The sequence below is a fragment of the Paenibacillus faecalis genome (genome assembly GCF_900289175.1).
Lineage (GTDB): Bacteria > Bacillota > Bacilli > Paenibacillales > Paenibacillaceae > Paenibacillus_AQ > Paenibacillus_AQ faecalis.
The window spans coordinates 1,323,064-1,346,540 of sequence record NZ_LT985747.1 but is presented as its reverse complement, the minus strand read 5'-3'; the positions used below and the strand labels follow the sequence as shown (position 1 = coordinate 1,346,540).

The 23,477-nt window shown below is 45.1% G+C and carries 22 protein-coding genes; 18 read left to right on the top strand and 4 right to left on the bottom strand.

Features of this window, described 5'->3' with window-relative positions; genetic code table 11:
• Positions 1–22: 22 nt before the first annotated feature.
• The 6 genes from liaF to C8268_RS06510 all read left to right on the top strand — a co-directional run bounded on the left by liaF (position 23) and on the right by C8268_RS06510 (position 6,772).
• The gene (gene liaF, locus C8268_RS06535; protein ID WP_106766938.1) at positions 23–670 is read left to right on the top strand and encodes a cell wall-active antibiotics response protein LiaF; all 648 of its coding nucleotides are present in this window, start codon (positions 23–25) and stop codon (positions 668–670) included.
• 43 nt (positions 671–713) lie between these two features.
• Complete coding sequence (locus C8268_RS06530; protein ID WP_106766937.1) at positions 714–1,796, top strand: sensor histidine kinase; 1,083 nt, start codon at positions 714–716, stop codon at positions 1,794–1,796.
• A complete protein-coding gene (locus C8268_RS06525; RefSeq protein ID WP_106766936.1) occupies positions 1,774–2,424 on the top strand; it encodes a response regulator in 651 nt (216 codons plus the stop codon). Before C8268_RS06530 ends, C8268_RS06525 begins: the two co-directional genes overlap by 23 nt.
• A 180-nt stretch (positions 2,425–2,604) precedes the next feature.
• The gene (locus C8268_RS06520; protein ID WP_106766935.1) at positions 2,605–3,381 is read left to right on the top strand and encodes a YwmB family TATA-box binding protein; all 777 of its coding nucleotides are present in this window, start codon (positions 2,605–2,607) and stop codon (positions 3,379–3,381) included.
• Between the two features lie 136 nt (positions 3,382–3,517).
• Complete coding sequence (gene zwf / locus C8268_RS06515; protein WP_106766934.1) at positions 3,518–5,074, top strand: glucose-6-phosphate dehydrogenase; 1,557 nt, start codon at positions 3,518–3,520, stop codon at positions 5,072–5,074.
• 117 nt (positions 5,075–5,191) lie between these two features.
• Positions 5,192–6,772: a peptide chain release factor 3 gene (locus C8268_RS06510; RefSeq protein ID WP_106766933.1), complete on the top strand. Its 1,581-nt coding sequence runs from the start codon at positions 5,192–5,194 to the stop codon at positions 6,770–6,772.
• Positions 6,773–6,850: 78 nt separating this feature from the next.
• Here the strand turns inward: C8268_RS06510 and sspI are convergent, their stop codons facing one another.
• Positions 6,851–7,084 carry a small acid-soluble spore protein SspI gene (sspI, locus tag C8268_RS06505; protein WP_106766932.1) on the bottom strand — a complete coding sequence of 78 codons (234 nt, stop codon included), beginning with the start codon at positions 7,082–7,084 and terminating at the stop codon, positions 6,851–6,853.
• Positions 7,085–7,210: 126 nt separating this feature from the next.
• Between sspI and C8268_RS06500 the strand changes: the two genes are divergently transcribed.
• The 3 genes from C8268_RS06500 (at position 7,211) to yunB (ending at position 9,852) form a co-directional block, all read left to right on the top strand.
• Positions 7,211–7,873, top strand: coding sequence for a potassium channel family protein (locus C8268_RS06500; RefSeq protein ID WP_106766931.1), 663 nt, complete (start codon positions 7,211–7,213; stop codon positions 7,871–7,873).
• A 39-nt stretch (positions 7,874–7,912) separates the two neighbouring features.
• Positions 7,913–8,710: a TrmH family RNA methyltransferase gene (locus C8268_RS06495; protein WP_106766930.1), complete on the top strand. Its 798-nt coding sequence runs from the start codon at positions 7,913–7,915 to the stop codon at positions 8,708–8,710.
• Positions 8,711–8,973: 263 nt separating this feature from the next.
• Positions 8,974–9,852, top strand: coding sequence for a sporulation protein YunB (gene yunB / locus C8268_RS06490; protein ID WP_234032682.1), 879 nt, complete (start codon positions 8,974–8,976; stop codon positions 9,850–9,852).
• A 34-nt stretch (positions 9,853–9,886) separates the two neighbouring features.
• Here the strand turns inward: yunB and C8268_RS06485 are convergent, their stop codons facing one another.
• On the bottom strand, positions 9,887–10,981 hold the full coding sequence (locus C8268_RS06485; protein WP_234032681.1) for a M23 family metallopeptidase: 1,095 nt from the start codon (positions 10,979–10,981) through the stop codon (positions 9,887–9,889).
• Between the two features lie 168 nt (positions 10,982–11,149).
• On the opposite strand from C8268_RS06485, the gene lipA reads away from it, so the two are divergent.
• From lipA to C8268_RS06445, 8 genes are all read left to right on the top strand, one after another.
• Positions 11,150–12,112: a lipoyl synthase gene (gene lipA, locus C8268_RS06480; RefSeq protein WP_272939322.1), complete on the top strand. Its 963-nt coding sequence runs from the start codon at positions 11,150–11,152 to the stop codon at positions 12,110–12,112.
• A gap of 24 nt (positions 12,113–12,136) precedes the next feature.
• On the top strand, positions 12,137–12,763 hold the full coding sequence (locus C8268_RS06475; protein WP_106766927.1) for a YutD family protein: 627 nt from the start codon (positions 12,137–12,139) through the stop codon (positions 12,761–12,763).
• A 243-nt stretch (positions 12,764–13,006) separates the two neighbouring features.
• Positions 13,007–14,395 carry a carbohydrate ABC transporter substrate-binding protein gene (locus C8268_RS06470; protein ID WP_106766926.1) on the top strand — a complete coding sequence of 463 codons (1,389 nt, stop codon included), beginning with the start codon at positions 13,007–13,009 and terminating at the stop codon, positions 14,393–14,395.
• A 70-nt stretch (positions 14,396–14,465) separates the two neighbouring features.
• Positions 14,466–15,353 carry a carbohydrate ABC transporter permease gene (locus C8268_RS06465; RefSeq protein WP_106766925.1) on the top strand — a complete coding sequence of 296 codons (888 nt, stop codon included), beginning with the start codon at positions 14,466–14,468 and terminating at the stop codon, positions 15,351–15,353.
• 14 nt (positions 15,354–15,367) lie between these two features.
• Entirely contained in the window at positions 15,368–16,213 is an 846-nt protein-coding gene (locus C8268_RS06460; RefSeq protein WP_106766924.1) for a carbohydrate ABC transporter permease, read from the top strand.
• Positions 16,214–16,231: 18 nt separating this feature from the next.
• Complete coding sequence (gene gnpA, locus C8268_RS06455; RefSeq protein ID WP_106766923.1) at positions 16,232–18,406, top strand: 1,3-beta-galactosyl-N-acetylhexosamine phosphorylase; 2,175 nt, start codon at positions 16,232–16,234, stop codon at positions 18,404–18,406.
• Between the two features lie 198 nt (positions 18,407–18,604).
• A complete protein-coding gene (locus tag C8268_RS06450) occupies positions 18,605–20,902 on the top strand; it encodes a carbohydrate binding domain-containing protein (RefSeq protein WP_106766922.1) in 2,298 nt (765 codons plus the stop codon).
• A 222-nt stretch (positions 20,903–21,124) separates the two neighbouring features.
• Positions 21,125–21,409, top strand: coding sequence for a hypothetical protein (locus C8268_RS06445; protein WP_106766921.1), 285 nt, complete (start codon positions 21,125–21,127; stop codon positions 21,407–21,409).
• Positions 21,410–21,444: 35 nt separating this feature from the next.
• Here C8268_RS06445 and C8268_RS06440 read toward each other — a convergent pair whose 3' ends face one another.
• Complete coding sequence (locus C8268_RS06440) at positions 21,445–22,086, bottom strand: phospholipase A2 family protein (protein WP_106766920.1); 642 nt, start codon at positions 22,084–22,086, stop codon at positions 21,445–21,447.
• Positions 22,073–22,999, bottom strand: a complete 927-nt coding sequence (locus tag C8268_RS06435; protein WP_106766919.1) for a S8 family peptidase — start codon at positions 22,997–22,999, stop codon at positions 22,073–22,075. Before C8268_RS06435 ends, C8268_RS06440 begins: the two co-directional genes overlap by 14 nt.
• Positions 23,000–23,168: 169 nt before the next feature.
• On the opposite strand from C8268_RS06435, the gene C8268_RS06430 reads away from it, so the two are divergent.
• Positions 23,169–23,396 carry a hypothetical protein gene (locus C8268_RS06430; RefSeq protein WP_106766918.1) on the top strand — a complete coding sequence of 76 codons (228 nt, stop codon included), beginning with the start codon at positions 23,169–23,171 and terminating at the stop codon, positions 23,394–23,396.
• Positions 23,397–23,477 lie beyond the last annotated feature (81 nt).

The window sequence follows — 23,477 nt, the reverse complement described above, 5'->3', positions numbered from 1 at the left end:
ATCATCTTGGGGGAGGTGCGTCATGGATAGAAACCGCTGGATTGCAATAGGATTGATTGGCATCGGATTATTTATGCTGTTCGGCAGATGGATCGGTTTCTTTACGATTGTCGCTCTTCTTCTGATGGTTGCAGGCATCCAGCAGATCCGAAGCGGTGGCTCGATCCGAAAGGGATATATCATACTGGGGATAGGAGCAGCGATGCTCTTGCTGGATCATCTGATGCTCGTTATCGGAATTGGCCTGGTGTCCCTCGGTATATTTTATGGAAAAGCACGTCGCGCTCAAGGAAGTGATCGATACATTCAACGGCAAAGCTTTATGTCCAACTTTGATTGGGACAGAGCACCGTGGGTTATGAAAAGTATGAGTGTATGGCATGTCCTTGGCGAAGCCGATGTGGACTTGTCGCTTGCATTACCGGAGGAACAGCAAACGGTTATTATGTTTCATGGTATTTTAGGGGATATCGATTTAGCGTTGCCGGATTACTATGGTGTCGAGATCGAAGCGTTTGTTTTATTTGGGTCTATCGATGTCGGAAGACAACGGGAGACCGGGGTCATGAATCGTCTGAACTGGAAATCACCCAATTATGAGACAAGTGAATATAAAGTGAAGTTTATCGTTTCATACCTTGGTGGAGATTTAAGCATTCGTCTCGTCTGATCCAGGGGATAGCGAGTATAAAAAAGAACAGGAGGGCTGCCCGATGAAATCGGAGAAAGAGGCTAATATCATTACCCGAAGCATGCGTGAGGGCGCCCTTCTGGGCTTTGTAGTTATGCTTGTTGTGTTGTACATTTTATATACATATGATTATTTACAGCCTTTTGATTCGTGGCAAAACACGATTCAAGCTGTGATTACACTAGTGCTTCTACCGATCAGCTTGGGAGCTGTGTATGGTTTTTTTCAGGGGTATCGGATAAAGCGAAGGCTGGATGGGGTTAGAGAAACCTTGATCACTTGGGAAAAAGGCGGTGTAACCTCTGCGGTCATGCCGGATATGGGTGAGGATGAGCTTGGACGTCTTGGAGAGCAGCTGGGACGTATCAGCAAACGCTGGGAGGAGCAGGTGAATTCACTTCAGCGTTTATCCACAAACAATGCACAACTGGCTGAACAGGCCCGTGTAACGGCTATTGTAGAGGAGAGACAGCGTCTGGCTAGGGAGCTTCATGATGCCGTATCTCAGCAGCTGTTTGCTATATCGATGACGGCCACGGCCGTTGGCCGTACACTTGAAAAGGACTTCAACAAAGCGCAGCGTCAGGTTGCCTTGATAGAGGAGATGTCCGCGGTAGCTCAGTCAGAAATGCGGGCGCTTTTGTTACATTTGCGTCCAGTATACCTGGAAGGGAAAAAATTAGAACAAGGGCTTCGGGAGTTGATTAGGGAACTTCAGGTGAAAGTTCCGATGGAAATTACTTTGGAGATAGATGAAGGACTCAATCTTGTAAAAGGAATTGAGAATCATATATTTCGTATTATCCAAGAAGCGATGTCCAACACGCTGAGGCATGCCAAAGCTGACAGAATGGATATTCGTATTCAACGTAAACAAAATACGGTGCGTGTGACCCTCCGGGATGATGGGGTTGGATTCGAGGCAGATGAGAAGAAACAAGCGTCTTATGGTCTGTCTACGATGCAGGAACGGGTGACGGAGCTTGGAGGCTCCATCCAGTTTATTACTGCCCCCGGTAAGGGAACTCGCATCGAGATATCCGTCCCTATAGTGGACGAAGAACGAAACCGAGGTGAAATGGATGGATCTGGAAACACCGATTAAAGTACTGCTTGTAGATGATCATGAAATGGTTCGAATCGGGCTTGCTGCCGTACTGGGTACAGAGGAAGGAATAGAAGTTGTTGGAGAGGCCGGCAGTGGAGAAGAAGGCATCCGATTAGCTAAAGAATACCGTCCGAATGTGGTTCTGATGGACCTAGTAATGGAAGGGATGGACGGTATTGAGACGACTCGGCAGCTTCTCAATCTGTATCCCGACTGTAAAGTCATTGTGCTAACCAGCTATCTGGATGACGAGAAGATGTATCCGGTCATAGAAGCCGGGGCATTCAGCTATTTGTTGAAGACATCCAGAGCTTCCGAGATTGCCGATGCTATTCGGGCAGCTGCGCGCGGCCAGTCGGTTTTAGAGTCCCAGGTAGCATCTAAAATGATGAACCGTTTCCGGCACCCGCAAGACGAGGCTCCTGCTCATCATGAGCTGACGGATCGGGAAATGGAAGTGCTGCGTTTGCTCGCACAAGGGAAATCCAATCAGGATATTGCCGATGATCTGATTATAGGAATTAAAACGGTGAAATTCCATGTGACGAACATTTTGGCGAAATTGGGGGTAGAAGACCGTACCCAAGCTGCCATTTATGCTTACAAAAACGGACTGGCAGAGTAACTGCTTGCCATGATATCAATATATGTTATGTTACCGAAAGATCCCGGCTGTTCGATGAGTCGAGGGTCTTTTTGACATATGGCAATGGGAAAGAAATTCTGTGAGACTATACGTATAATTTCACTTTAGCCGGGAATCCTTTTACTAGATTGATAGATTTCATAAAAGGAGTCGGTGATTATGCAGCTGTTTGGCATGAAATTTGCAGCATCTATCGTGTTTGTATGTGGAATCATTATGATATTGTCCGGATTTAAAGTAGATTCCGAAAGAGAGAAGGATGCCGGACTATTGGCGGAGTCAGCTGGAAGTCAGCTGGAGCTTTTATATTCGCTGGGAGAGGCACACATTGATTCGCCGCTGCGTCTGACCATAAAGCTGCAAGGGGAAAGTCCATCTCTGACAGATAAGGAGGCGGAGCAAGCTGCCAACCTGCTTGCTGAGGAGATTGGGTTGAATGATTTATCGGCCGAGATCGAGCAACATCATGGGGGAAAGGCTTATCGAGGACGGGAAACGATGGCTGATACCGATATACGTTTGGACTGGGTTCAGGCTGGAGAGCGGAGCCTTGTGAAGGTACAACTGGATACAGATGATCCGGAAGATCTCAAATATTTGATCGGAATTCAGGGGAAGGCTGAAGAGGCTATGAAAAAAGCGGGAATGATACCTGCATGGAATGCTTCAATCCAGGGGAATGTAGATAATGGAATAACTGCTGGTGAAACGATTTCCAGTCTGGAGAACAAGCTGGCGGCAGACTTGTCATTTCATGCAGTGGATTCTTATCAGGATGTAACTACGGAAAGCCGGTCTTATGAAGTGCCTTCACTGGACACCTATGTGACGAGCGGAGACAGGCCTATTCATATGCAGTTGGCGGTGCATGAAGATTCGATAAAGGAAAATAATAGAATAACGATCGGATTTCCTGTCATTACAATCGAATATTAGACATTCTTTCTGAAAAATCGATGAAAATGTATGAAATACGATAGCATACTTTATACGAATATGCTAAAATGTCATCACATCATAATATATACTGATGTATAAAAATACACCAAAATACATAGAGAGATGAGGAGCCATGGCTGAAAATCAAAGTCTAGACACATTAAAGACACCGGGTGCGGTATTTTTTATTTTTGGAGCGACTGGTGATTTGGCAAGGCGCAAGCTCTTCCCAGCGATTTATAGTCTTTATCGCGAAGGAAAGTTAGCAGAGGATTTTGCGGTGATCGGCGTGGCACGGCGTCCACGGTCTCAAGATGAATTTCGGGAGGACGTGTATCGTTCGATTCGGGAATTTTGTCGATATCGTTCGGAACAGGATGAGGATTGGCAGAAATTCGCGCAGCATTTTGAATATAAATCTTTAGATATTAATAATATTGATGGGTTCCGCGAGTTGCGGGAACAGACCGAGCAAATGGAGGCCAAGTTTAATATACCGGGCAACCGTTTGTTTTATTTGGCGCTTGCTCCGGAATTGTTCGGCAGTGTCTCCTTCAATCTCATGAAGGGCGGCATGCTGGATGGAGCAGGCTGGAATCGCCTTGTTATTGAGAAGCCGTTCGGTTATGATCTGGAGTCGGCTGCGAAGCTGAACGAAGAAATCCGACAGGTGTTCAAGGAAGAGGAGATCTACCGGATCGACCACTATCTGGGCAAAGAAATGGTGCAAAATATCGAGGTAATTCGTTTTGCGAATGCATTCTTCGAACCGCTGTGGAATAACAAGCATATCGCTAACGTGCAAATTACACTGAGTGAAACCGTGGGGGTAGAAGAACGCGGAGGATACTACGATCATGCAGGAGCGCTTCGGGATATGGGACAGAACCATATGCTTCAGATGCTTACAATGATTGCTATGGAGCCGCCTAGCCGTCTTCTTCCGGAAGATATCCGGGATGAGAAGGTGAAGGTGCTTCGCTCACTTCGTCCTTATGCAACACATGAAGAAGTGAAAGAGAACGTTGTTCGAGGGCAGTATACGAGAGGCTCTGTTGACGGTAAAGAGCTTCCTGCCTACCGTGAGGAAGATAAGGTTGATCCGAATTCCAATACGGAGACGTATTTTGCAGCACGTGTATTTGTCGACAATTTCCGCTGGGCCGGTGTGCCGTTCTATATTCGTACAGGCAAACGCCTGCCGGTTAAAACAACGGAAGTCGTTGTCGAATTTAAACGTATGCCGGGTAACGTCTACCTTGGGCAGAAACACTCTCTGGAACCGAACTTGCTTGTCATTCGAGTGAACCCGATGGAAGGGCTGTATGTAAAGATTAACGCCAAAAAACCGGGCTCAGAATCGGAGATCAAGCCGGTTGCTATGGACTTCTGTCAAAGCTGTGTAGTCGGTATAAACTCACCGGAAGCTTATGAGCGCCTGCTGTATGATGCAGCTCGTGGAGATTCAACCTACTTTACACGTTGGGACGAGGTTGCATCGGCTTGGGCGTTTGTCGATCGGATCGCGGCGGCTTGGAAAGAAAACCAGGGCGAGCTGGAAAACTATCCAGCGGCATCATGGGGGCCTAAAACAGCGGATGAACTGCTTGAGAAGGACGGATTCCACTGGTGGCCTGTTAATGGTCAGGAAGAAGAAGATAATGTTGTGTGGCTGAGCAGCTCCAATTAAATATAGATATGTTTACCATTAAAAATCATCCTCATACGCTATGCGTATGGGGTTGGTTTGCTTATGGATTGTTGGTACAATAATGTACATGATTCTAGTGACGAAGGGAACAGTGAGATGGGCAAAACAAAAGATGAGCTGCAAAGCGAAGTGGATAAGCGCAGAACCTTTGCGATTATATCCCACCCGGACGCCGGTAAAACAACACTAACGGAGAAGCTGCTGCTATTCGGTGGTGCCATTCGTTTGGCAGGTTCGGTTAAAGCGAGAAAGGCAAGCAAACATGCGACTAGTGACTGGATGGAAATCGAGAAACAGCGGGGGATCTCGGTTACGTCATCCGTCATGCAATTTGATTACAAGGGTCATCGGGTGAATATTTTGGATACACCAGGTCACCAAGACTTTAGTGAGGACACTTACCGGACATTGACGGCAGCAGACAGCGCAGTCATGCTGATTGACGTGGCGAAAGGTGTCGAGGTCCAAACGATTAAGCTGTTCCAGGTATGTGCAAGAAGAGGCATCCCAATCTTTACCTTTATAAATAAATTGGATCGTGAAGGGAGAAGTCCTTTTGATCTGATGGAAGAAATTGAGCAAGTGCTTGGAATCCGATCTGTTCCAATGAACTGGCCTATCGGCTCCGGGCGCGAGCTTTGCGGTGTTTATGACCGTATGAAAAATCAGGTTGAGCTGTTCCAGGGAGATGATCATTCATCGATCAACGTTCAAAAAGTTAAGGATTATAACGATCCTGTAATTCGAGAGATGGCAGGAGAGTTTTTGCATGATCAGTTATGTGAGGATCTGGAGCTGCTGGATGTCGCCGGAGATCCGTTCGATTATGAAAAAGTATTGAAGGGTGAATTGACTCCCATATTTTTCGGCAGTGCGGTAAACAACTTTGGTGTTCAGACTTTTTTGGAAAATTTCCTTCAGCTCGCACCAAAACCTGAGCCTCGGAAGAGCACGGCAGGTCTCGTACAGCCGACGAATGAGAAATTTTCGGGTTATGTGTTTAAGATTCAGGCGAATATGAATCCGGCACACCGCGATCGTATTGCATTTCTCCGTGTTGTGTCTGGCAAGTTTGAACGCGGTATGAGTGTAAAGCATGTACGGGTCGGCAAGGACGTTAAGCTCTCACAGCCGCAACAGTTTCTGGCGCAGGATCGGGATATTGTACAGGAAGCATATCCAGGGGACATCATTGGTTTATTTGATCCCGGGATCTTTCGGATCGGCGACTCTCTTAGTCAGAGCGGTGAGATCAAGTTTGATGAGCTTCCGACCTTTTCCCCTGAATTGTTTGCCAAGGTTACTGTAAAAAATGCATTGAAGCACAAGCAGTTCCAGAAAGGAATCGATCAATTGACTGAAGAGGGAACCATTCAGGTGTTCCGCACGATCAATTTTGACGATATGATTCTTGGCGTTGTCGGTCAGCTTCAATTTGAGGTGTTTTTGCATCGGATGAAGGGGGAATACGGTGTGGATGTTCAACTCCAACGTATGCCTTATCAATTTGCTCGCTGGATAATCGATGAGAAAGTGGACCCTTCGAAATTCCGGATTAACTCAACACTGGTGAAGGATAAAAAAGATAATTACGTTGTTCTCTTTGAGAATGAATATGCGATGAGAACAGCTGTGGAAAAAAATCCGACAGCGAAGTTTTTGGAGACGGCTCCTTAAAAGAGAAACGATAAGAAACAATCCCCCTGCAAAATCATAAGCAGGGGGATTGTTTGTTTACCGACACCCGGCCTTATGTTAGACAATCTTGCCGGGAGTAACGGTTTTGAGGTGATTATGAAGGGAAGTGACAAGTTCACTTTGAGCGGACTTGTCCATGTTTTTCCACATCATCTCGAACATGACACCGAGACCGGGAAGGGCTTCCTCGGGTCCGTCCACGGAGCCCTCGATCATGGAGCGCAGCTGTTCTTCGTCCTGATTGTGGACTTTGTGAATGACGGCCTGCCTTAGATCTAACAATATGGACATCGAAATGTTCCTCCTTGCTATTAAAGGGTCATTTTAATGTACCCGACAAGGGAGATATCCATTCAAGATTAACGCGTAGTTATGGTATACTAACACAGATAGTCTAGGGTTCGGGGAGGAAAGAGTATGGCTAAGAAACAGTATGCGGTTATCGGTATGGGCCGCTTTGGTACAAGCGTAGCCAAGGAACTTAGCTCAATGGGTTTTGATGTGCTTGCGATCGATGCTAGCGAGCAGCGTATACAGGAAGTGTCCGGTTTGGTCACACATGCGGTGTCATCGGATTCGACAGAAGAAGAGGCTCTTCGGGCATTAGGCATCCGTAATTTTGATGTGGTCGTGGTTGCGATTGGTGAAGATATTCAATCGAGTATTTTAACAACATTGATTCTAAAGGATTTGGGTGTTCCCGTTATTATTGTAAAAGCCAGAAATGAACTTCACGGTAAGGTATTGCAAAAAATTGGCGCCGATAAAGTGATATTTCCTGAAAGAGACATGGGGTTAAGGGTGGCTCACAATCTCATTTCACCGAATATTTTGGATTACATTGAAATTTCCGATGATTACAGCATTATGGAAATGAAGGTGTCCTCGGACATGGTTGGACATAATTTGAAGGAGCTTAATATCCGCGCTCGTTACGGCTGCAACGTCATGGGCATACGCCGTGACAAGGAAATGAACATTTCTCCACATCCTGAGGATCGGCTTGTAGCCGGTGATATTTTGGTCATGGTTGGACATAAGAATGACTTGACGAAGTTTCAGCTTGCTTATCCGAAATAAGGCGACGGATTGGATTGATATTAGGACAGGTGAACATATATGGAAATTTTATCGCTACAAAATGCGAGAGTGAAAAGCTGGGCTCAGCTGAAAGAGAAAAAGCATAGAGATCGGCAAAATAAATTTGTAGTGGAAGGCATTCATCTGGTACAGGAGGCGTTGATGGCTGGAGCAGACATGGAATGCATTGCTTATAACTATGAATTAGGCATTCCGAATGAGCTTCAACCATGGTCTGACCATAAACAAGGCGTCGAATGGATCGGTGTGACAGAGGCGATTATATCTAAGGTGAGTCATGCATCGACTCCACAGCCGGTATTTGCGGTCGTTCGTAAAGCGGAAGTGACCTGGGATGCTCTTTTTGCCGAAAAGGACAAGCTGGTTATCGTGCTGGATGGCCTGCAGGACCCGGGGAATGTCGGCACGATCATTCGCAGTGCGGATGCTTCGGGAGCAGGGGGCGTGATTTTAGGCAAGGGCTGTGCTGACCTGTATAATCCAAAAACGTTACGTTCTACGATGGGTTCTTTATTTCATCTTCCTGTTATAGAAGGGAACTTAACCGATATTCTCCCTCAAGCGAGGGAAGCGGGGGCGCGTTTGGTTACGACTTCACTTCAGGGACAAACGACAGCCTTTCATTATGATTTTAGTGGATCATGCTGGATCGTAATCGGCAGTGAAGGCAGCGGCGTATCACCGGAAGTGGCCGAATTGGTAGATGATGCTATTATTATCCCTATGCCCGGTAAAGCGGAATCGCTGAATGCGGCGATGGCCGCGTCGGTGTTAATGTTTGAAGCGCTGCGGCAACGGGAGTACTCAAGTGAGTAATTGGAAATCTATATGTTTCAAATGACGAAGAGCAGGCCTTCTTTTTCGGGACCCAAGCTCTTCTTTTTTACGTTTTGTCCGCATATCCTCTAGGGAAGCTTGCCAAGAAGTGGGGTACAGGACCTCCAGCGCAGATGAGGGGAGGGGCATAAAGTGTGAGACGAAAAAAATGGGGGAGCCGGCGAATATCGCTTCCGTCCTTGGCTTCATGGCCTAAACCGAAATTTCGGCGGCGAGCACGAGCATATAAAAGGTTGTCACCCATGAAGCCTTTAATGCCTGTTAAAGCGTCATGGAAGCAGCAGCATACACGTCCTCAAGGATCAAAACGAGGGAGTCGGCGAAAATGGTGGCTTATCGCATCGCTGATCGTATTGTTTGGATTGGTTCAACTGTTTCTATATGTGGAGCGGAATCTGAAGCCGCCGATTATGCATCTGGCGCAAATCCGTGTCAAGCAAATTGCGACAGAAGCGATTAACAAGGCGATTACAAGCCAAGTCAATGAAAGTCAACAGTTTGAAAATCTGGTGAACTGGAAAACGGACAGCACAGGCAAAGTGAGCGGGTTCATGCTGAATTATGCAGAGCATTTAAAGATCACATCGTTTACGACCGAGCTCGTTCAGGAAACGTTGGAATCGATTGAAAAGCAGAAAGAGCATATTCCGCTTGGACAGGTGTTAAAAAGCCCGATCGTTGCATCTTTTGGACCGCAAATTCCAGTTAAAATCGAGCCTCAAGGAGCCGTTAAAGTTCAGCTGGATACGAGGCAGCAGGAGCTCGGCATCAACATGATTTTGGTAGAGGTGTATGTTCATATCATCACAGAGGTTGCCGTTGTGGTTCCTTTTGATATGGAGCCTCAGGTTATTGAAACAGATATCCCGATTTCCTATATGCTGGTGGTCGGTGACGTGCCTATGTATTATTATGACAACCAAGGCAGGCCTGTCGGTGAGAACAGCCATCAAGCACCGAGCATCGCTATTCCTCCAATGGTTAAGCCTGAGGAGGGAAGTGATGAAACGGAGAAACAGACAATTCCGAATCCGGGAATCTCATCTCCTGTACCGGAAGTGCATGAAGAAATGCCTCCTACAGATTCAGAGCATGTTCCGGAAACAACGGAAAGCCCGTAACTCCAGCAAAAGGTTAAAGCGCGCCACAATTGACTTAGCGGCGCGCTTTTTTATTTTTTCGTAAAGATTGACGTTCCTGATATTCCCAACGCTTAAGAAGCGGGTATGGATCGAAAGACCATTCGGACAGACCGGTGTCACGATAAATCCCATAATGCAGGTGTGGAGGAAACTTGCCCTGTGTTCCCGGCTTTCCGTATCCTGAGCTTCCCACCCAGCCAATATTTTGTCCCGGGGTGACGACGTCGCCTGTTTTGATTCCTTTTTCAAAGCCTTGAAGATGTGCATAGTAATGATAGTGATTGTTCAGATCACGGATTCCAATCCGCCATCCCCCGTATTTATTCCACCCCTTGAGTTCAACGACCCCATAGCAGGTGCTTCGGACAGGAACACCGTATCCGGCAAACAGGTCCGTTCCCTCATGAATGCGTCTGCCTCCCCAGCTTCGTCCCATACCATAAGTGCTGCGATAAGAGTAGTTGTTACCGATAGGGAGCGGAAAGGCATGATCAAACAGGTCTAGTTTTCCAAAACTTTCATAAAGCTTGGCATACTGCATGATCCGCTGAACAGCTCTTCCGTTCTGATAATATGACCATAATCCGATGGCGAAATCATCTTTGGAGTGACCATATGGTTTCAGTTTGGCAGAAATGCTATATAGTAAATCCATGTTATTGTTCGGGTCGGCTTTGCCATCTCCATCGCCATCCCGCCCAATTCCGTAATACAGTTCGATCGTTGGAGGATGCGTATCCTCTGGATTGGGATTCATCGGGCCTGCCCAAGCTGTTGGAGGAACAAACACACCGATGAGACGTTCAGGATGTTTGCGATCTTTCGGATGAACCCGCGTTAACGTCCGTTCATATTGATCGATGGCTGCTAGTCGATACCAGGGGATCTGGGTTACGGCAGAAATTTGGTCGTACAGCATTTTTCGGGACTTGAAAACGTCGTTTTCTCTCGATTCCACAGGTTTAGTTGAATGAGTTAGGATGGTTGATTTTGCTGCAGCATCGTCCGGTCCCCATAAATAGGTGACCGCTGTAACAGCAGTCATTAGAGCAGCAAAAACCTGCCGCTTCATTTTCCATCGACCGGATTGTTGTCGTGATTGTTTCATGATAGTACCGTCCTCCTAACTTGTTGTTTTCAAAAATAAACGGATATGGATGCCTACCTGTAGGGTGAATCGAAAGGATGATTTTTATCCATGCCGCTAAAAGATGAATTTGATATCGATGAGGATAGGTAATCATTAGATTTTCATGATATAATATGGAACTATAAATTGAGCGATTTCAAATCAACTCAAATATACTCAAATCAAATCGAACGAAAGAAGGTTTTCTTCTTGTCCAAAACATTGAACAAACAACCAAAACCGGACTGGATTAAGATCAAGCTCACCACGGGTGATAACTATAACGAAATCAAGAGTATGATGCGTTCTAAAACACTCCATACCGTGTGTGAAGAGGCGCGTTGCCCGAACATTTATGAATGCTGGGCTAACCGTACCGCTACGTTTATGATTCTGGGAGATATTTGCACTCGGGCATGTCGTTTTTGTGCAGTCAACACGGGAATGCCAACAGAACTGGATTTACAAGAGCCAGAACGTGTAGCTGAGGCAGCCGAACAGATGAATTTACGTCATTGTGTTGTAACAAGTGTTGCTCGGGATGATTTGAAAGATGGAGGGGCTTACATATTTGCGGAAACGGTAAAGGCTATTCGCAAGCGTTTGCCACTATGCAGCGTTGAGGTGCTGATTCCCGATTTTATGGGTTGTGATGATTCACTGAAAATTGTGATGGACGCAAAGCCCGATATTTTGAATCACAATATTGAAACGGTTGAACGAATGTCTGATCGTGTTCGGGCGAAAGCTAAATATAAGCGTTCTTTGCAGCTGCTTCAGAATGCGAAGCGAATGCAGCCGGATATCCCGACAAAGTCCAGTATCATGCTGGGCGTAGGTGAGAAGTGGGATGAAATTTTACAGACAATGGATGATCTTAGAGCCGTCGATTGTGATATTATGACAATTGGACAGTATTTACAGCCAACACCTAAACATCTGAATGTCGAGAAATATTACACTCCTGAAGAATTCGCTCTATTGAAGGAAGAAGGATTGAAGCGTGGATTTAGCCATGTGGAATCCGGACCGCTTGTGCGAAGCTCTTATCATGCGCATGAGCAGGTTAAATCGGCTGAACGCCGAAAGGATGAAATTATGCGGTCGTAGCCGGGAAAGGCAGGGGAAGCTTGCTTGATCGTTATTGGCAACAAAAGTTATGAAGTGCTTGAAGACCATAGAAATGGTTGGAATGCTGAGGCTTTTCGCAGCAGATACAGTGAAGTGCTTGATCGGTATGACTATATTGTTGGAGACTGGGGATACAACCAGCTGCGACTAAAGGGGTTTTACCGGGACAATCATCCGAAAGCCCCTAAAGAATTAACTTATTCAGCGATGTCTGATTACATTAATGAATATTGTAATTTTGGCTGTGCATATTTTGTGATTCATAAAAGCAAGGAAATCAAAGATCCGAAAGAACTTAAGGAATTGAAGGAACAAGAATTAAAAGAGGCGAGAGAAGCTCAGGAAAAGCGTGCACAGTTAGAAGCAAACGGCCCTGAAAACTTTGAAAGAAAAGATGTTACCAAGTCCAACGGCGGGCGTTCGGGTGAGCAGGGTACAAATATAGAACAGCAGGAATATAAGGTAAAACGCGAATCAAAAGAAGCTAAAGATGTTAAAGATGTTAAAGATGTTAAAGATGCAAGAGAATCTCGCCCTAACAAATCGTCGAAATCGTGGAAGGAGCCGAAACATCGGGATCACCGCGAAAGTCGAGTGAATCATAAGAACCAGCATCATGAAGATAATTAGGGAACCTTCGACAAATATCTTCTAATAAGAAACACCTCTTCTGTATGGTATAGTGCTTTTTTTAAAATCACTAAACCATAAGAAGCGGTGTTTTTTGTTGCCAAAAATATCTACTCCCGCACCGACATGGTGTATGAAGTAAAAAAAGTCCATGCCCATGTAAATTGTGTGCATGGGCATTGTAGTCCTTTTGTCGTAGCATAAAAGCATAGGAAATAAAAAGAGACTTGGGAGGGGCATTCAATGAAAAAACATAAGCTGTGGTCTTCGGCTCTTGCTTTGACGCTAGTGGCATCTTTATTTGCTGGCTGCGGTGGTGGCAAACAAGCTGAAACGCCGCAGGCTGAGCCGGAAACGACGGTTAATGCCGACGGCACGAAAGAATTTGCAAACAAAGAGTTAAATATTGCAGTTTTTGAAGGCGGTTTCGGCAAGGTGTACTGGGAGGAAGTAATCAAACGCTTTGAAGCAGACTATCCCGGAGTAAAAGTGAATTTGACATCCAATCCGAAAATTATGGATGTGATCAAGCCGAAGATCGTGTCGGGGAATCCGCCGGATATGATCTACGCACCGATGTCTGACCAAACAGGTACGATTTCTTCCATGATTAAAGAGAAAGCGCTTGAGCCGCTAAATGACATATTCGACGAAAACGCGTTAGACCAAGATGTTCCGCTTAAAGACATGATGACTGAAGGTATTTTGGACTATGCGATGCCTCATGATGACGGCAACATTTATTATGCTCCATTTTATATGTCATCTTTAGGTTTGTGGTATAACAAAAATCTGTTCGAAGAAAAAGGCTGGGAACCGCCTGCAACTTGGGACGAGTTCTTCGCTCTTGGTGATGTTGCCAAGGAAGAAGGCAGATCGCTCTTCACATATCAAGGTATTTACCCAACGTATCTGGAATCGGTGCTTTGGCCTGCGATCGCTTCTGCAGGCGGTGAAGAAGCGATGAACAATGTGCTTAGTTACGAGAAGGATGCGGTGAAATCGGATGCAATTCGCCAGGCATTTACTGTGTTCTACGATATTGCCCACAAAGATTATTTAATGCCGGGTACGGTGGCGCTCAACCATACACAAGCTCAAACCGAGTTCCTTAAAGGAAAAGCGCTATTTGTCCCGAACGGCAACTGGTTTGAAGGTGAAATGAAGGATGCGCCGCGTGAAGAAGGCTTTGAGTTTGGCTTCTTGCCGATTCCTACATTCGAGAGCAGTCAACAGCGTTATGTGGCTGTAGCTTATGAAGGGCTGTTCGTTCCTGCCAAAGCGAAAAATAAAGAGCTCGCCAAAGAATTTATCCGTTATCAATATAAAGAAGATAATGTGAAACTGAATGCAGAGAAAACAACCGGTGTATTGGCCATTAAGAACGGAGCCGAAATCGCTAAAGATTATATTCCAGAGTCCGTTTATGAATCGATGAAAGTATTTGACAACGGCGTTAAACCTCTTTTCTTCCAATGGAAAGTAACACCAAAGACTGAAGTGATGATTAACGAAGAGATGTTTAACCCAATCAGCAACATTATGAACAAAGAAATGACGGTTGATGAGTGGATCGACCGGGTGGATACAGCGTCCACGAAATTGCGGGAAATTATTGAAAAGTCGAAGTGATCCAAATGGCAATGTCCGTCTCGGTGAAGGGGTTTCCTTCACCGAGACTCGTTAATAGGAGTGAGACGACATGAAACATAAAAGAAAAGGTTTATTTATACTCGGATGCACGATTCCGGCGTTGTTGTTATTTGGCATATTCAGCTTGTATCCATTTTTGAAGGCGATTGTGATGGCGTTCTACAGTTGGAGCGGTATTTCCGATACGACAGAATTTATCGGTCTCGGTAACTTTAAAACATTGATCGATGACCCGATTGTTTGGAAGTCGTTTAGCAATAACTTGTTGCTTCTGGTCGTTGCCCCTGTGATAACGATGTTTTTAGCTCTATCTTTTGCATACATGTTGACACGTAAGAAACTGAAGGAAAAGGCGTTTTACCGTACTGTGTTCTTTTTTCCGAACGTTCTTGCACTTGTCGTGATTGCCGTATTATGGTCTTTTATTTATCATCCGACTTTCGGGATATTGAATTCACTATTGAAAAGCATCGGCCTGGAGGCTCTAACACATGCATGGCTCGGTGAGACGGGAACTGTCCTGTGGGCAATCGTTCTGCCGATCGTTTGGCAAGCCGTTGGTTATTATATGATCATTTATATTGCTGCTATGGAAGGCGTTCCCGATCATCTGTACGAAGCTGCGCGTCTGGAGGGAGCAACCGAGTTTCAGCAGTTCCGCCAAATCACATTTCCGCTGATCTGGACAGTGGTGCGAATTACGATTATCTTTTTCCTGATCGGCATATTTAACCAAAGCTTCGTTTACATCAAGGTGATGACAAACGGCGGTCCAGACCATGCATCTGACGTGCTCATGACTTATATGTACCGCCAGGGCTTTGAAAATGGAAACTTTGGCTACGCGATGGCTGTGGGCGTATTTACATTGCTTATTACCATTACACTTTCCGTCATCAGCGAGAAGCTGACGGCGCGGGAAACGTACGAGTATTAAAGGAGGAGAACGCGATGAATGAAAACACAGGAAGGAACTTTGCTTCTAATCTACTCACACGCATCGTTCTTCTCATCTATAGCTTGATCGTGCTGTATCCCTTGTTCTGGACTTTAATGACATCATTCAAAACGACGACAGAGTTTTATGACAATCCTTGGTCACTCCCATCCTCGTTAAGTTGGGAGAACTATATAAACGCGCTTGACAAGGCAAATCTTGGTGCCTATTTCTTTAACTCCATTTTGGTAACGGCGATTGCTCTGGTCGTATGCAACGGTCTTTCTTTTGCAGCCGCATATGTCATTGCTAGATTCCAGTTCCCATTTCGTAAGTGGTTGCAAAAGCTGTACATGGGCTCTTTGTTTATCCCGGTTGCCTTCAGTATTATACCACTATTTATTTTGCTCAATAACATGAATTTGCTTGATTCCCTTATTGGACTCAGCCTTGCTTATGCTGCTAGCGCGATTCCGTTTACGATTTATTTGCTGATCGGTTTCCTGATTACGATTCCGAAGGAATACGAAGAGGCTGCGGCGATTGACGGCTGTTCGAACTTCAAGACGATGATCCAGGTTATATTGCCGATGGCCAAGTCGGGCATGATTACGATTACGATTTTCAACTTTATGGCTTTTTGGAACGAATACGTGATGGCTTTATCTTTTATCACAACGGAGACAAAACGGACGCTGACGCTAGGACTGGCTTACCTGATGGAAATTCAACGCTTTTCCACTGACTGGGGCGCATTGTTTGCAGGTTTGGTGCTCGTCATGCTGCCAACGATGCTTATGTATGCTTTATTGCAGCGGAAAATAACTGCTGGCCTGAATATGGGTGGCATTAAAGGATAAAAGAATTGGAGGAGATGGATGATGGCAAGTCACGGACGCCTCACATTACCGATTGAGTCGGGGATGGACGAGAAGTTGAAGGAAATCATGCGGCGCTGGGGAGCGGATGCTGTTCGGAACAGCGATGGAACGAGTCTGCCGGATTGTTTGGAGGAATTGGGTGCAAAGGTATATTCCACTTACTTCCCGACACGAAATGATCAAGAGTGGCCTAAGAAGCATCCGGATCAAATCCAGCAGCTCTACCTTATGACTCCGCATACTACGGCTGTAGCCGAAACGTTGGAAATCGATCTGATGCACGGTTACTTCAAGGAACAAGTCATGGTGGACAAGGATCATGATCCGAAAGTTTGGTGGGAAGTGATCGATCGGACAACCGGACAGGTTGTGGACCCCACTACTTGGGATTTCGATGCAGATAAGGAAACGGTGACGATTCGCGGTACAAAGAAGTTTCACAGCTATACCGTCTCATTTCTCGTATGGCAAATATGGGATTCGACGCAAATGTACAATCATTTGACGAATGATTGGGGCGACAAACCGCATGAAATCCCATACGATGCCCGCCAACCGGAAACAAGAGCACATATCATCAAAGTTATGAAGCGCTGGCTCAATGACAATCCACATGTGGATGTCGTTCGTTTTACGACGTTTTTCTATCACTTTACCAATATATTTAATCAACATGCCAAGGAGAAACTGATTGACTGGTTTGGGTACTCAACGACGATTAGCCCGCTTGCACTGGAGCAGTTTGAACAGGAATACGGATATAAGTTGCGGCCGGAAGATCTGGTTGATCAGGGCTATCATAATACGCCGTTTCGTAATCCTAGCCCACAATATCGTGATTGGATGGATTTTCAACAGAAATTCGTATGCGAGCTTGTGCGGGAGCTTGTAGAACTGACCCATCAAGAGGGCAAAGAAGCGATGATGTTCCTTGGTGACAACTGGATCGGAACGGAGCCGTATGGTGAGTTCTTTGAGGCAACGGGGCTTGATGCAGTTGTTGGTTCGGTAGGAAACGGTGCGACGCTGCGGATGATTTCTGATATCCCAGGTGTGAAATACACAGAAGGACGCTTCCTGCCATATTTCTTCCCGGATACGTTCCATGAAGGGGGAGACCCGACGACAGAGGCGATCGATAACTGGCTGCAAGCGAGAAGGGCGATCCTTCGTAAGCCAGTTGATCGAATCGGTTATGGCGGTTATTTAAGCCTGGCGGTTCAATTTCCGGATTTTGTTGAATGTGTTGAAAATATCAGCAATGAATTCCGGACGATTTATGACCGGATTGGCGGCACGAAAGCATACACGCCGAAATTTAAGGTAGCTGTGCTAAATGCATGGGGGAAACTACGCTCCTGGCAAACAGCGATGGTGGCTCACGCCCTTTGGTATAAAAAAATCTATTCATACGTTGGCGTCATTGAAGCGTTGAGCGGAATGGCTGTGGATGTGGAATTTATCAGCTTTGATGATGTGAAGGAAAAGGGAATCCCGTCTGATATCGGTGTTATTATCAATGCCGGTGATGCGGGTACGGCTTGGAGCGGACACGATTACTGGGTGGATGAAGACATCATTTGCAAGCTGAAAGAATTCGTGTATAACGGCGGCGGATTTATCGGGATTGGCGAGCCGAGTGCATATCAGCATCAAGGCCGCTTTTTCCAAATGGGTGATGTGCTCGGTGTGGATAAAGAAGTCGGATATACACTCAGCTATACGAAGTATGACCAGGAGAACACAGCTGATCATTTCATAATGAAGGGGATAACAGGCCCTGTGGATTGTGGTGAGAAGATCGAGTTTATCCGCAGCGTTAGCGAACAAACGCAGATCGTACAAATGCAGCGTGGTGACATCGCCGTTGCGGCGAATGAATTCGGAAAAGGCCGTAGCGTATATATTGCCGGACTTCCGTACTCACCGGAGAATGCAAGATTGCTTCTGCGCTCGATCTACTGGACAGCAGGAGCAGAGAACGACCTGAAAACATGGTACTGTGACAATCCTCAGACGGAATGTGCAGCATATTTGGAAACAGGCTGGGTGATCGTGATCAACAATTCACTGGAGCCGCAAACGACAATGCTTTATAAAGATGTAAATACAAGTGTGGAGGTTTCACTCGAAGCAGGCGGACATCGATGGTTCCGTGTGGATGAACTGTAAAGCCTTCATTGTTTAGTGTACTGTTGAACCGGACGAATCTTCAGGCTAGATTATCGTTCGGTTCATCATTTAAATTGTAAATCAGTCCATGGTAATAATCGGCTTCAGCTTTATCATAGAAATGAAGATTCAGTCATTTTGATACGAAAATTTTTGAAAGCGCTTTTAAGGTGTTGAATGATAAAAGGAGGCGATTTAATGAAAAAAATAATTTACAGCGTTTCATTTCTCATTCTTACGATTTTTGTCTTGATATTTGGCTCTCGGGTCGTAATGGCAGAGGCAATGATGGAGGCGGTGGATGCGAATGTCGTTGTAGAGTTGACGGATTCGAAGAATGAACAGACGGATGCTGCTGAAGGGAAGGATATGATGCGCATGTTGGACAGTGAATTTGTTTTTTCACCAGGAGCCACTACATATTATGTTGATGATTTGAACGGTTCAGACAAAAATAGCGGGCAAAGTCCGGAGCAGGCATGGAAATCTTTAAGTAAAGTGAATACGGTAACATTTATGCCGGGGGACAAAATCCTTTTTAAAGCGGGTGGCAAGTGGACCGGGTCCTTGGAGCCGAAAGGATCAGGCGAACCTGGGAAGCGAATTGTTATTGGTTCATACGGTGAAGGCCCCAAACCGCTGCTGCAAGGGAATGGAGCAGAAAATACAATCAAGTTCTATAATCAGGAACATTGGGAAGTTGGACATTTGGAAATTACGAATACAGGTGCTCAAAAAGCTACAAGTCCGCGCCGCGGCATCCTGATTTTGGGTGTGAATGCCGGCCTGGGCAATAAAACGGAAACCGACCTGAATGAAATAACGGTACTGCGTGATTTCTATCTTCATGATCTTTACATTCATGATGTTAACGGTGAGGATAAGAAAGATGGGGATGGCAGTGCAGCCATTCAAGTGTCGGTACGAATTCCCGGGTTGGCCAATAATCAAATACCAGAAGGCAGTGTGAATCAAAGAACAACTTTCGATCAAATCGTGATTGAAAATAATGAGATTCGTAACGTTGATCGCTCTGGCATCATTTTTTGGACCGATTGGAAAAGCAGAGACTTGCTTCGATTCAAGGATAACGTTTATGGGGACAAAACGATAACGCCTTGGACTCCGATGACAAATGTTGTGATCCGCGGTAATAAGCTTTATAACATCGGCGGAGACGGTATTGCTCCGCATATGACAGATGGTGCGCTTGTTGAATATAATTTCATCGACGGTTATAACGTAAGATCTGCTGGTTATAATGCCGGTATGTGGCTGTGGAATGGTGACCATGCGCTTTTTCAATTTAATGAGGCAACAGGCGGGAAATCAACGAGAGATGGAATGCCTTGGGACTTTGACCAAGGTACGCAAGGAACGATATATCAGTATAACTACTCCTACAACAATGAAGGAGGAACGCTTCTGTTTTGTACAGAGAATGAAGGCGGAGGTGTGAAAGACGGTATTTTTCGCTACAATATAAGTCAAAATGACAAGTATCAGATTTTCACGGTTTGCGGCGGCAGTGCGATGGAAAACGTCAAGGTATACAATAATGTTTTCTATGTCGGACCTGGGATGAACACTCAAATGATGGTATCTCAGGGTGGGAATGTGGAAGTACAGCTTTATAACAATGTGTTTATTAACCATGGAACTGGCCGATATCAGTCCAAGCCAAGCTGGACGTATCATAACAACGCTTTTTTCGGCAACAATGTTCCTTCGTCAGAGCAGATCCCCGATCCATTCATGATTACGGAAGATCCGGGGTTAGTTGATCCAGGCAAGTCGGGTTCCGTACTAAATATTCCAGGCACAATCCGGCCCGATCAGGTGAAGTGGGATGAACTTGACGGATATAAGTTAAGCGCCGGTTCACCGCTGATCAATGCAGGCCGTTTTGTAATCGAAACGGAAGATCCGGGACAACGGGATTTTTTCGGTAATCCGCTTTATAATGGTATGCCGGATGTGGGTGTACATGAATATGAACAGGACCCATATCCTGATGTTGAACCGTTTGAACCTGTGATTCCAAGACCGCAAGCAGCGATCAAAAATGGAGACTTTGAGAATACATCTCAGCATGAAAATAAAGCGCCTTGGAATTGGCAGTGGAATGCGGGAATTACGAATGACGGAAACGCATATCAAGGGAATTATGCAGGTTATATTAAAGCTGTTAACGCTGGAGGTTCGATCGAGCAACAGCTTGCTGTTGAGCCTAACACAACCTATCGGATTAGCGCACATACAAAAAACGGTGACGCCAGTCAAAAGGTTTATATGGGCGTGAAATGGAATGAGGGTGGGCAGCACCATGAGTATAAAATTCCGGTAACGTCAACAGACTATAGTCTGCATTCTATTGAATTTTCAACAGGAAGTGCAGCAAAAATGGTCACCGTATATTTTTATAAACAATCGGGCCCAGCGAAAAAAGCTTATATCGATCATGTGAAGATCGAAGAGGTAAAGTCGAAGAAGTGACTTTAAGAATGCTCTGCAAGCATCGCTGGAGACAGTGAACAAGCTTCACAGGAAGCGATACGTCGAGAACAAGAAGTTGCGTTCTTTCGAGCAAGACCAAAAATTGAAATCATTTAAAACAGCAGCCCGTTGCAGTGAAGCACCAGGGCTGCTGTTTCGGTAATGCGTGGCACATCAGATTATTCCAAATAGTTAAAGATACTATGAAGAGGGGAGCATGATATGACATCAAACCGAATTATAGTTTTCCGCACCATATCATCTACGCTACTTACCCTAACCGTTATACTATTTATTATTGATTTGTTTCTTCACAGCGGTGATAAATTTGATGGAATTGGCCTGCTGTCCACATGGTTTCTTCCTCCGATCGGTTTATTTCTTGCAGGAGCCGTTTATCATAAAAACGGATCGAAACAAGACATCTTTCTTTTAGTTTTAAATGGGATAGCCTTTTTAGCAATATTTATCATTATGGTTGTTGGCACATGGCTTTTTGGGCCTTAAGGATGACCTGATCGGCTTGTCCTTTAGTTTTTTTCTTACTCAATAATTTCGCTGCAGCGATTGAAACCCGCCTGAGCGAGGAAATACGTGCGGATCGTCCATGCCCAAAATCCAGATTGATTATCAAGGCATCGAATAAGGGCTGCATCACATTCGCAGTCAAAGTATCCGTTCCTGTCATAGCACAAATCATGTGTCTTACAACAAGAATCTACACCATCAATCGGATCGCTCGGGCCACTGCAACCCGGTCCGCACCAGTTCCCGTATATAAGGCAATTGTCTTGCGGTGTTACAATCCCACTCTCGGTATTTAGGTTATGGATCGTACTTTCTTTAAAAAGTAAAACCTGCCCCTCCTTTACATGATACAGTTGCTCTTGATTTCCTTTGATAACTACCCCGGTTACATTCTCAGCTGTCGATAGGTTTTGCGTATGATTAAATGTGCTGTACCAAATAAAGGAATCCCTACCAAGAGAAACTTCCATGTTAATTCCTGCTTGATGTTCGGAGACAAGTTGTGAGCCTTGTGTGACTTCAAAAGTAGATTCGGTACCACCTTCTTGAGCAAAAAAATCGATCAGTAAGCGAGCTTCGTTATTCTCTTGCAACCGTCTCGCCCAAAAATTCCTTTCAGCTTCACTCAAATTTCGTTTGTAGTTAGTAATATTCATAATAAAACCCTCCTAATATGTTTTTAGTTGCATGAATTAATCCATGCCCTACAGCATTTACAGCGAACTCCAGCGGAATCGCATGGTCAAATAAGAGCTGCTTCAATTGTCCAACGGTTGGTCGATAACCGTAATCCCTTTCCCATCCTTTACTGAGCAAGGCGGCTACTCCTGCTACCATGGGAACGGCGCATGATGTGCCTGATAAAAATGCAAATCCTTTCGGGACTGTGGAGTAAATATTCAAGCCTTGTGCTACAAGATCAAGTTGTGCATTGCAATTTGAAAAATAGGCAGGTTCAAGGTTTTCATCCACCGCACCAACCTGAACAACTTCAGAATAGGCACCTGGAAAGGAATATTCATCGGTTCTCGTATTTCCATCTCCTTGATTTCCTGCAGCAGCAATAATCAAAATTTGGCTTTGTGTAATTAGACGAATGATGTCATATAAAGCTGGGTCATGTTTTCTACTACCAAGTGACATAACAATCAAATCTACTTTTTCTTTGTTTGGCCCTCTCCACTCCAGCACATAACTCAGGGCGCGGATCAGCGTTGCGATATCGGAACGACCATGCTGATCGATCACTTTGACTATAAGCAATCTGCTACCTGGTGCAACTCCCCAAAACCCTGCAGCCTCTCCCACAATTGATCCCGCAACATGTGTACCATGGTAATGATTGTCCTCAAAGTTAAATGGATCTTTGTAGTCGGCCGTGAAATTATAACCGTCGATGATTTTCCCCTTTATATCCGGATGGTTTTTATCACACCCGGTATCTAACACCGCCAATATCGTGTCTTTACCGTAGTCAGCTTTTTTCCATAGCATGTTGGCTTCCACAAGTGAACTGGCAGTTCGCTTCAATAAAGATGGTTTCAAATGATGTGGGAATGAAAAAGGCAATGATACACCTCCTTTCTATGTGAAGTTACTGTGAAAGATCATTTTATCTGTTCACGCGTTTATAATAACATGCAACGTAACGATACGCAATATAAAAATATTGCGTATCGTTACGTATTATTGTATGATTGGTTTACAACATCATTTTATTTAAAGGAGGTATGGATTAATGAATCACGTCTGTGGTGAGAAATTACTAAAATGCATTCAGTCCGTTCATGTCGCAATTATGGCATACGCTAATTGCTTATGTATTGACGGTACTGAAGAGGATCAGGAAATTTTTTTTAAATTCGGAGAGGAATTATCGCTTCAACTTAAAGAACTCAGGCAGCTTTACATTTCGTTGTACCAATTTGATCCTTTAGACGGATATCCTCCAATTCAAACCAACTAGGGCAGTGTATAAGGAAAGACAGGAACATAAAACGCCTAAGCTGAGGTTTTTATCTCTGACTTAGGCGTTTCTTTTCTAATT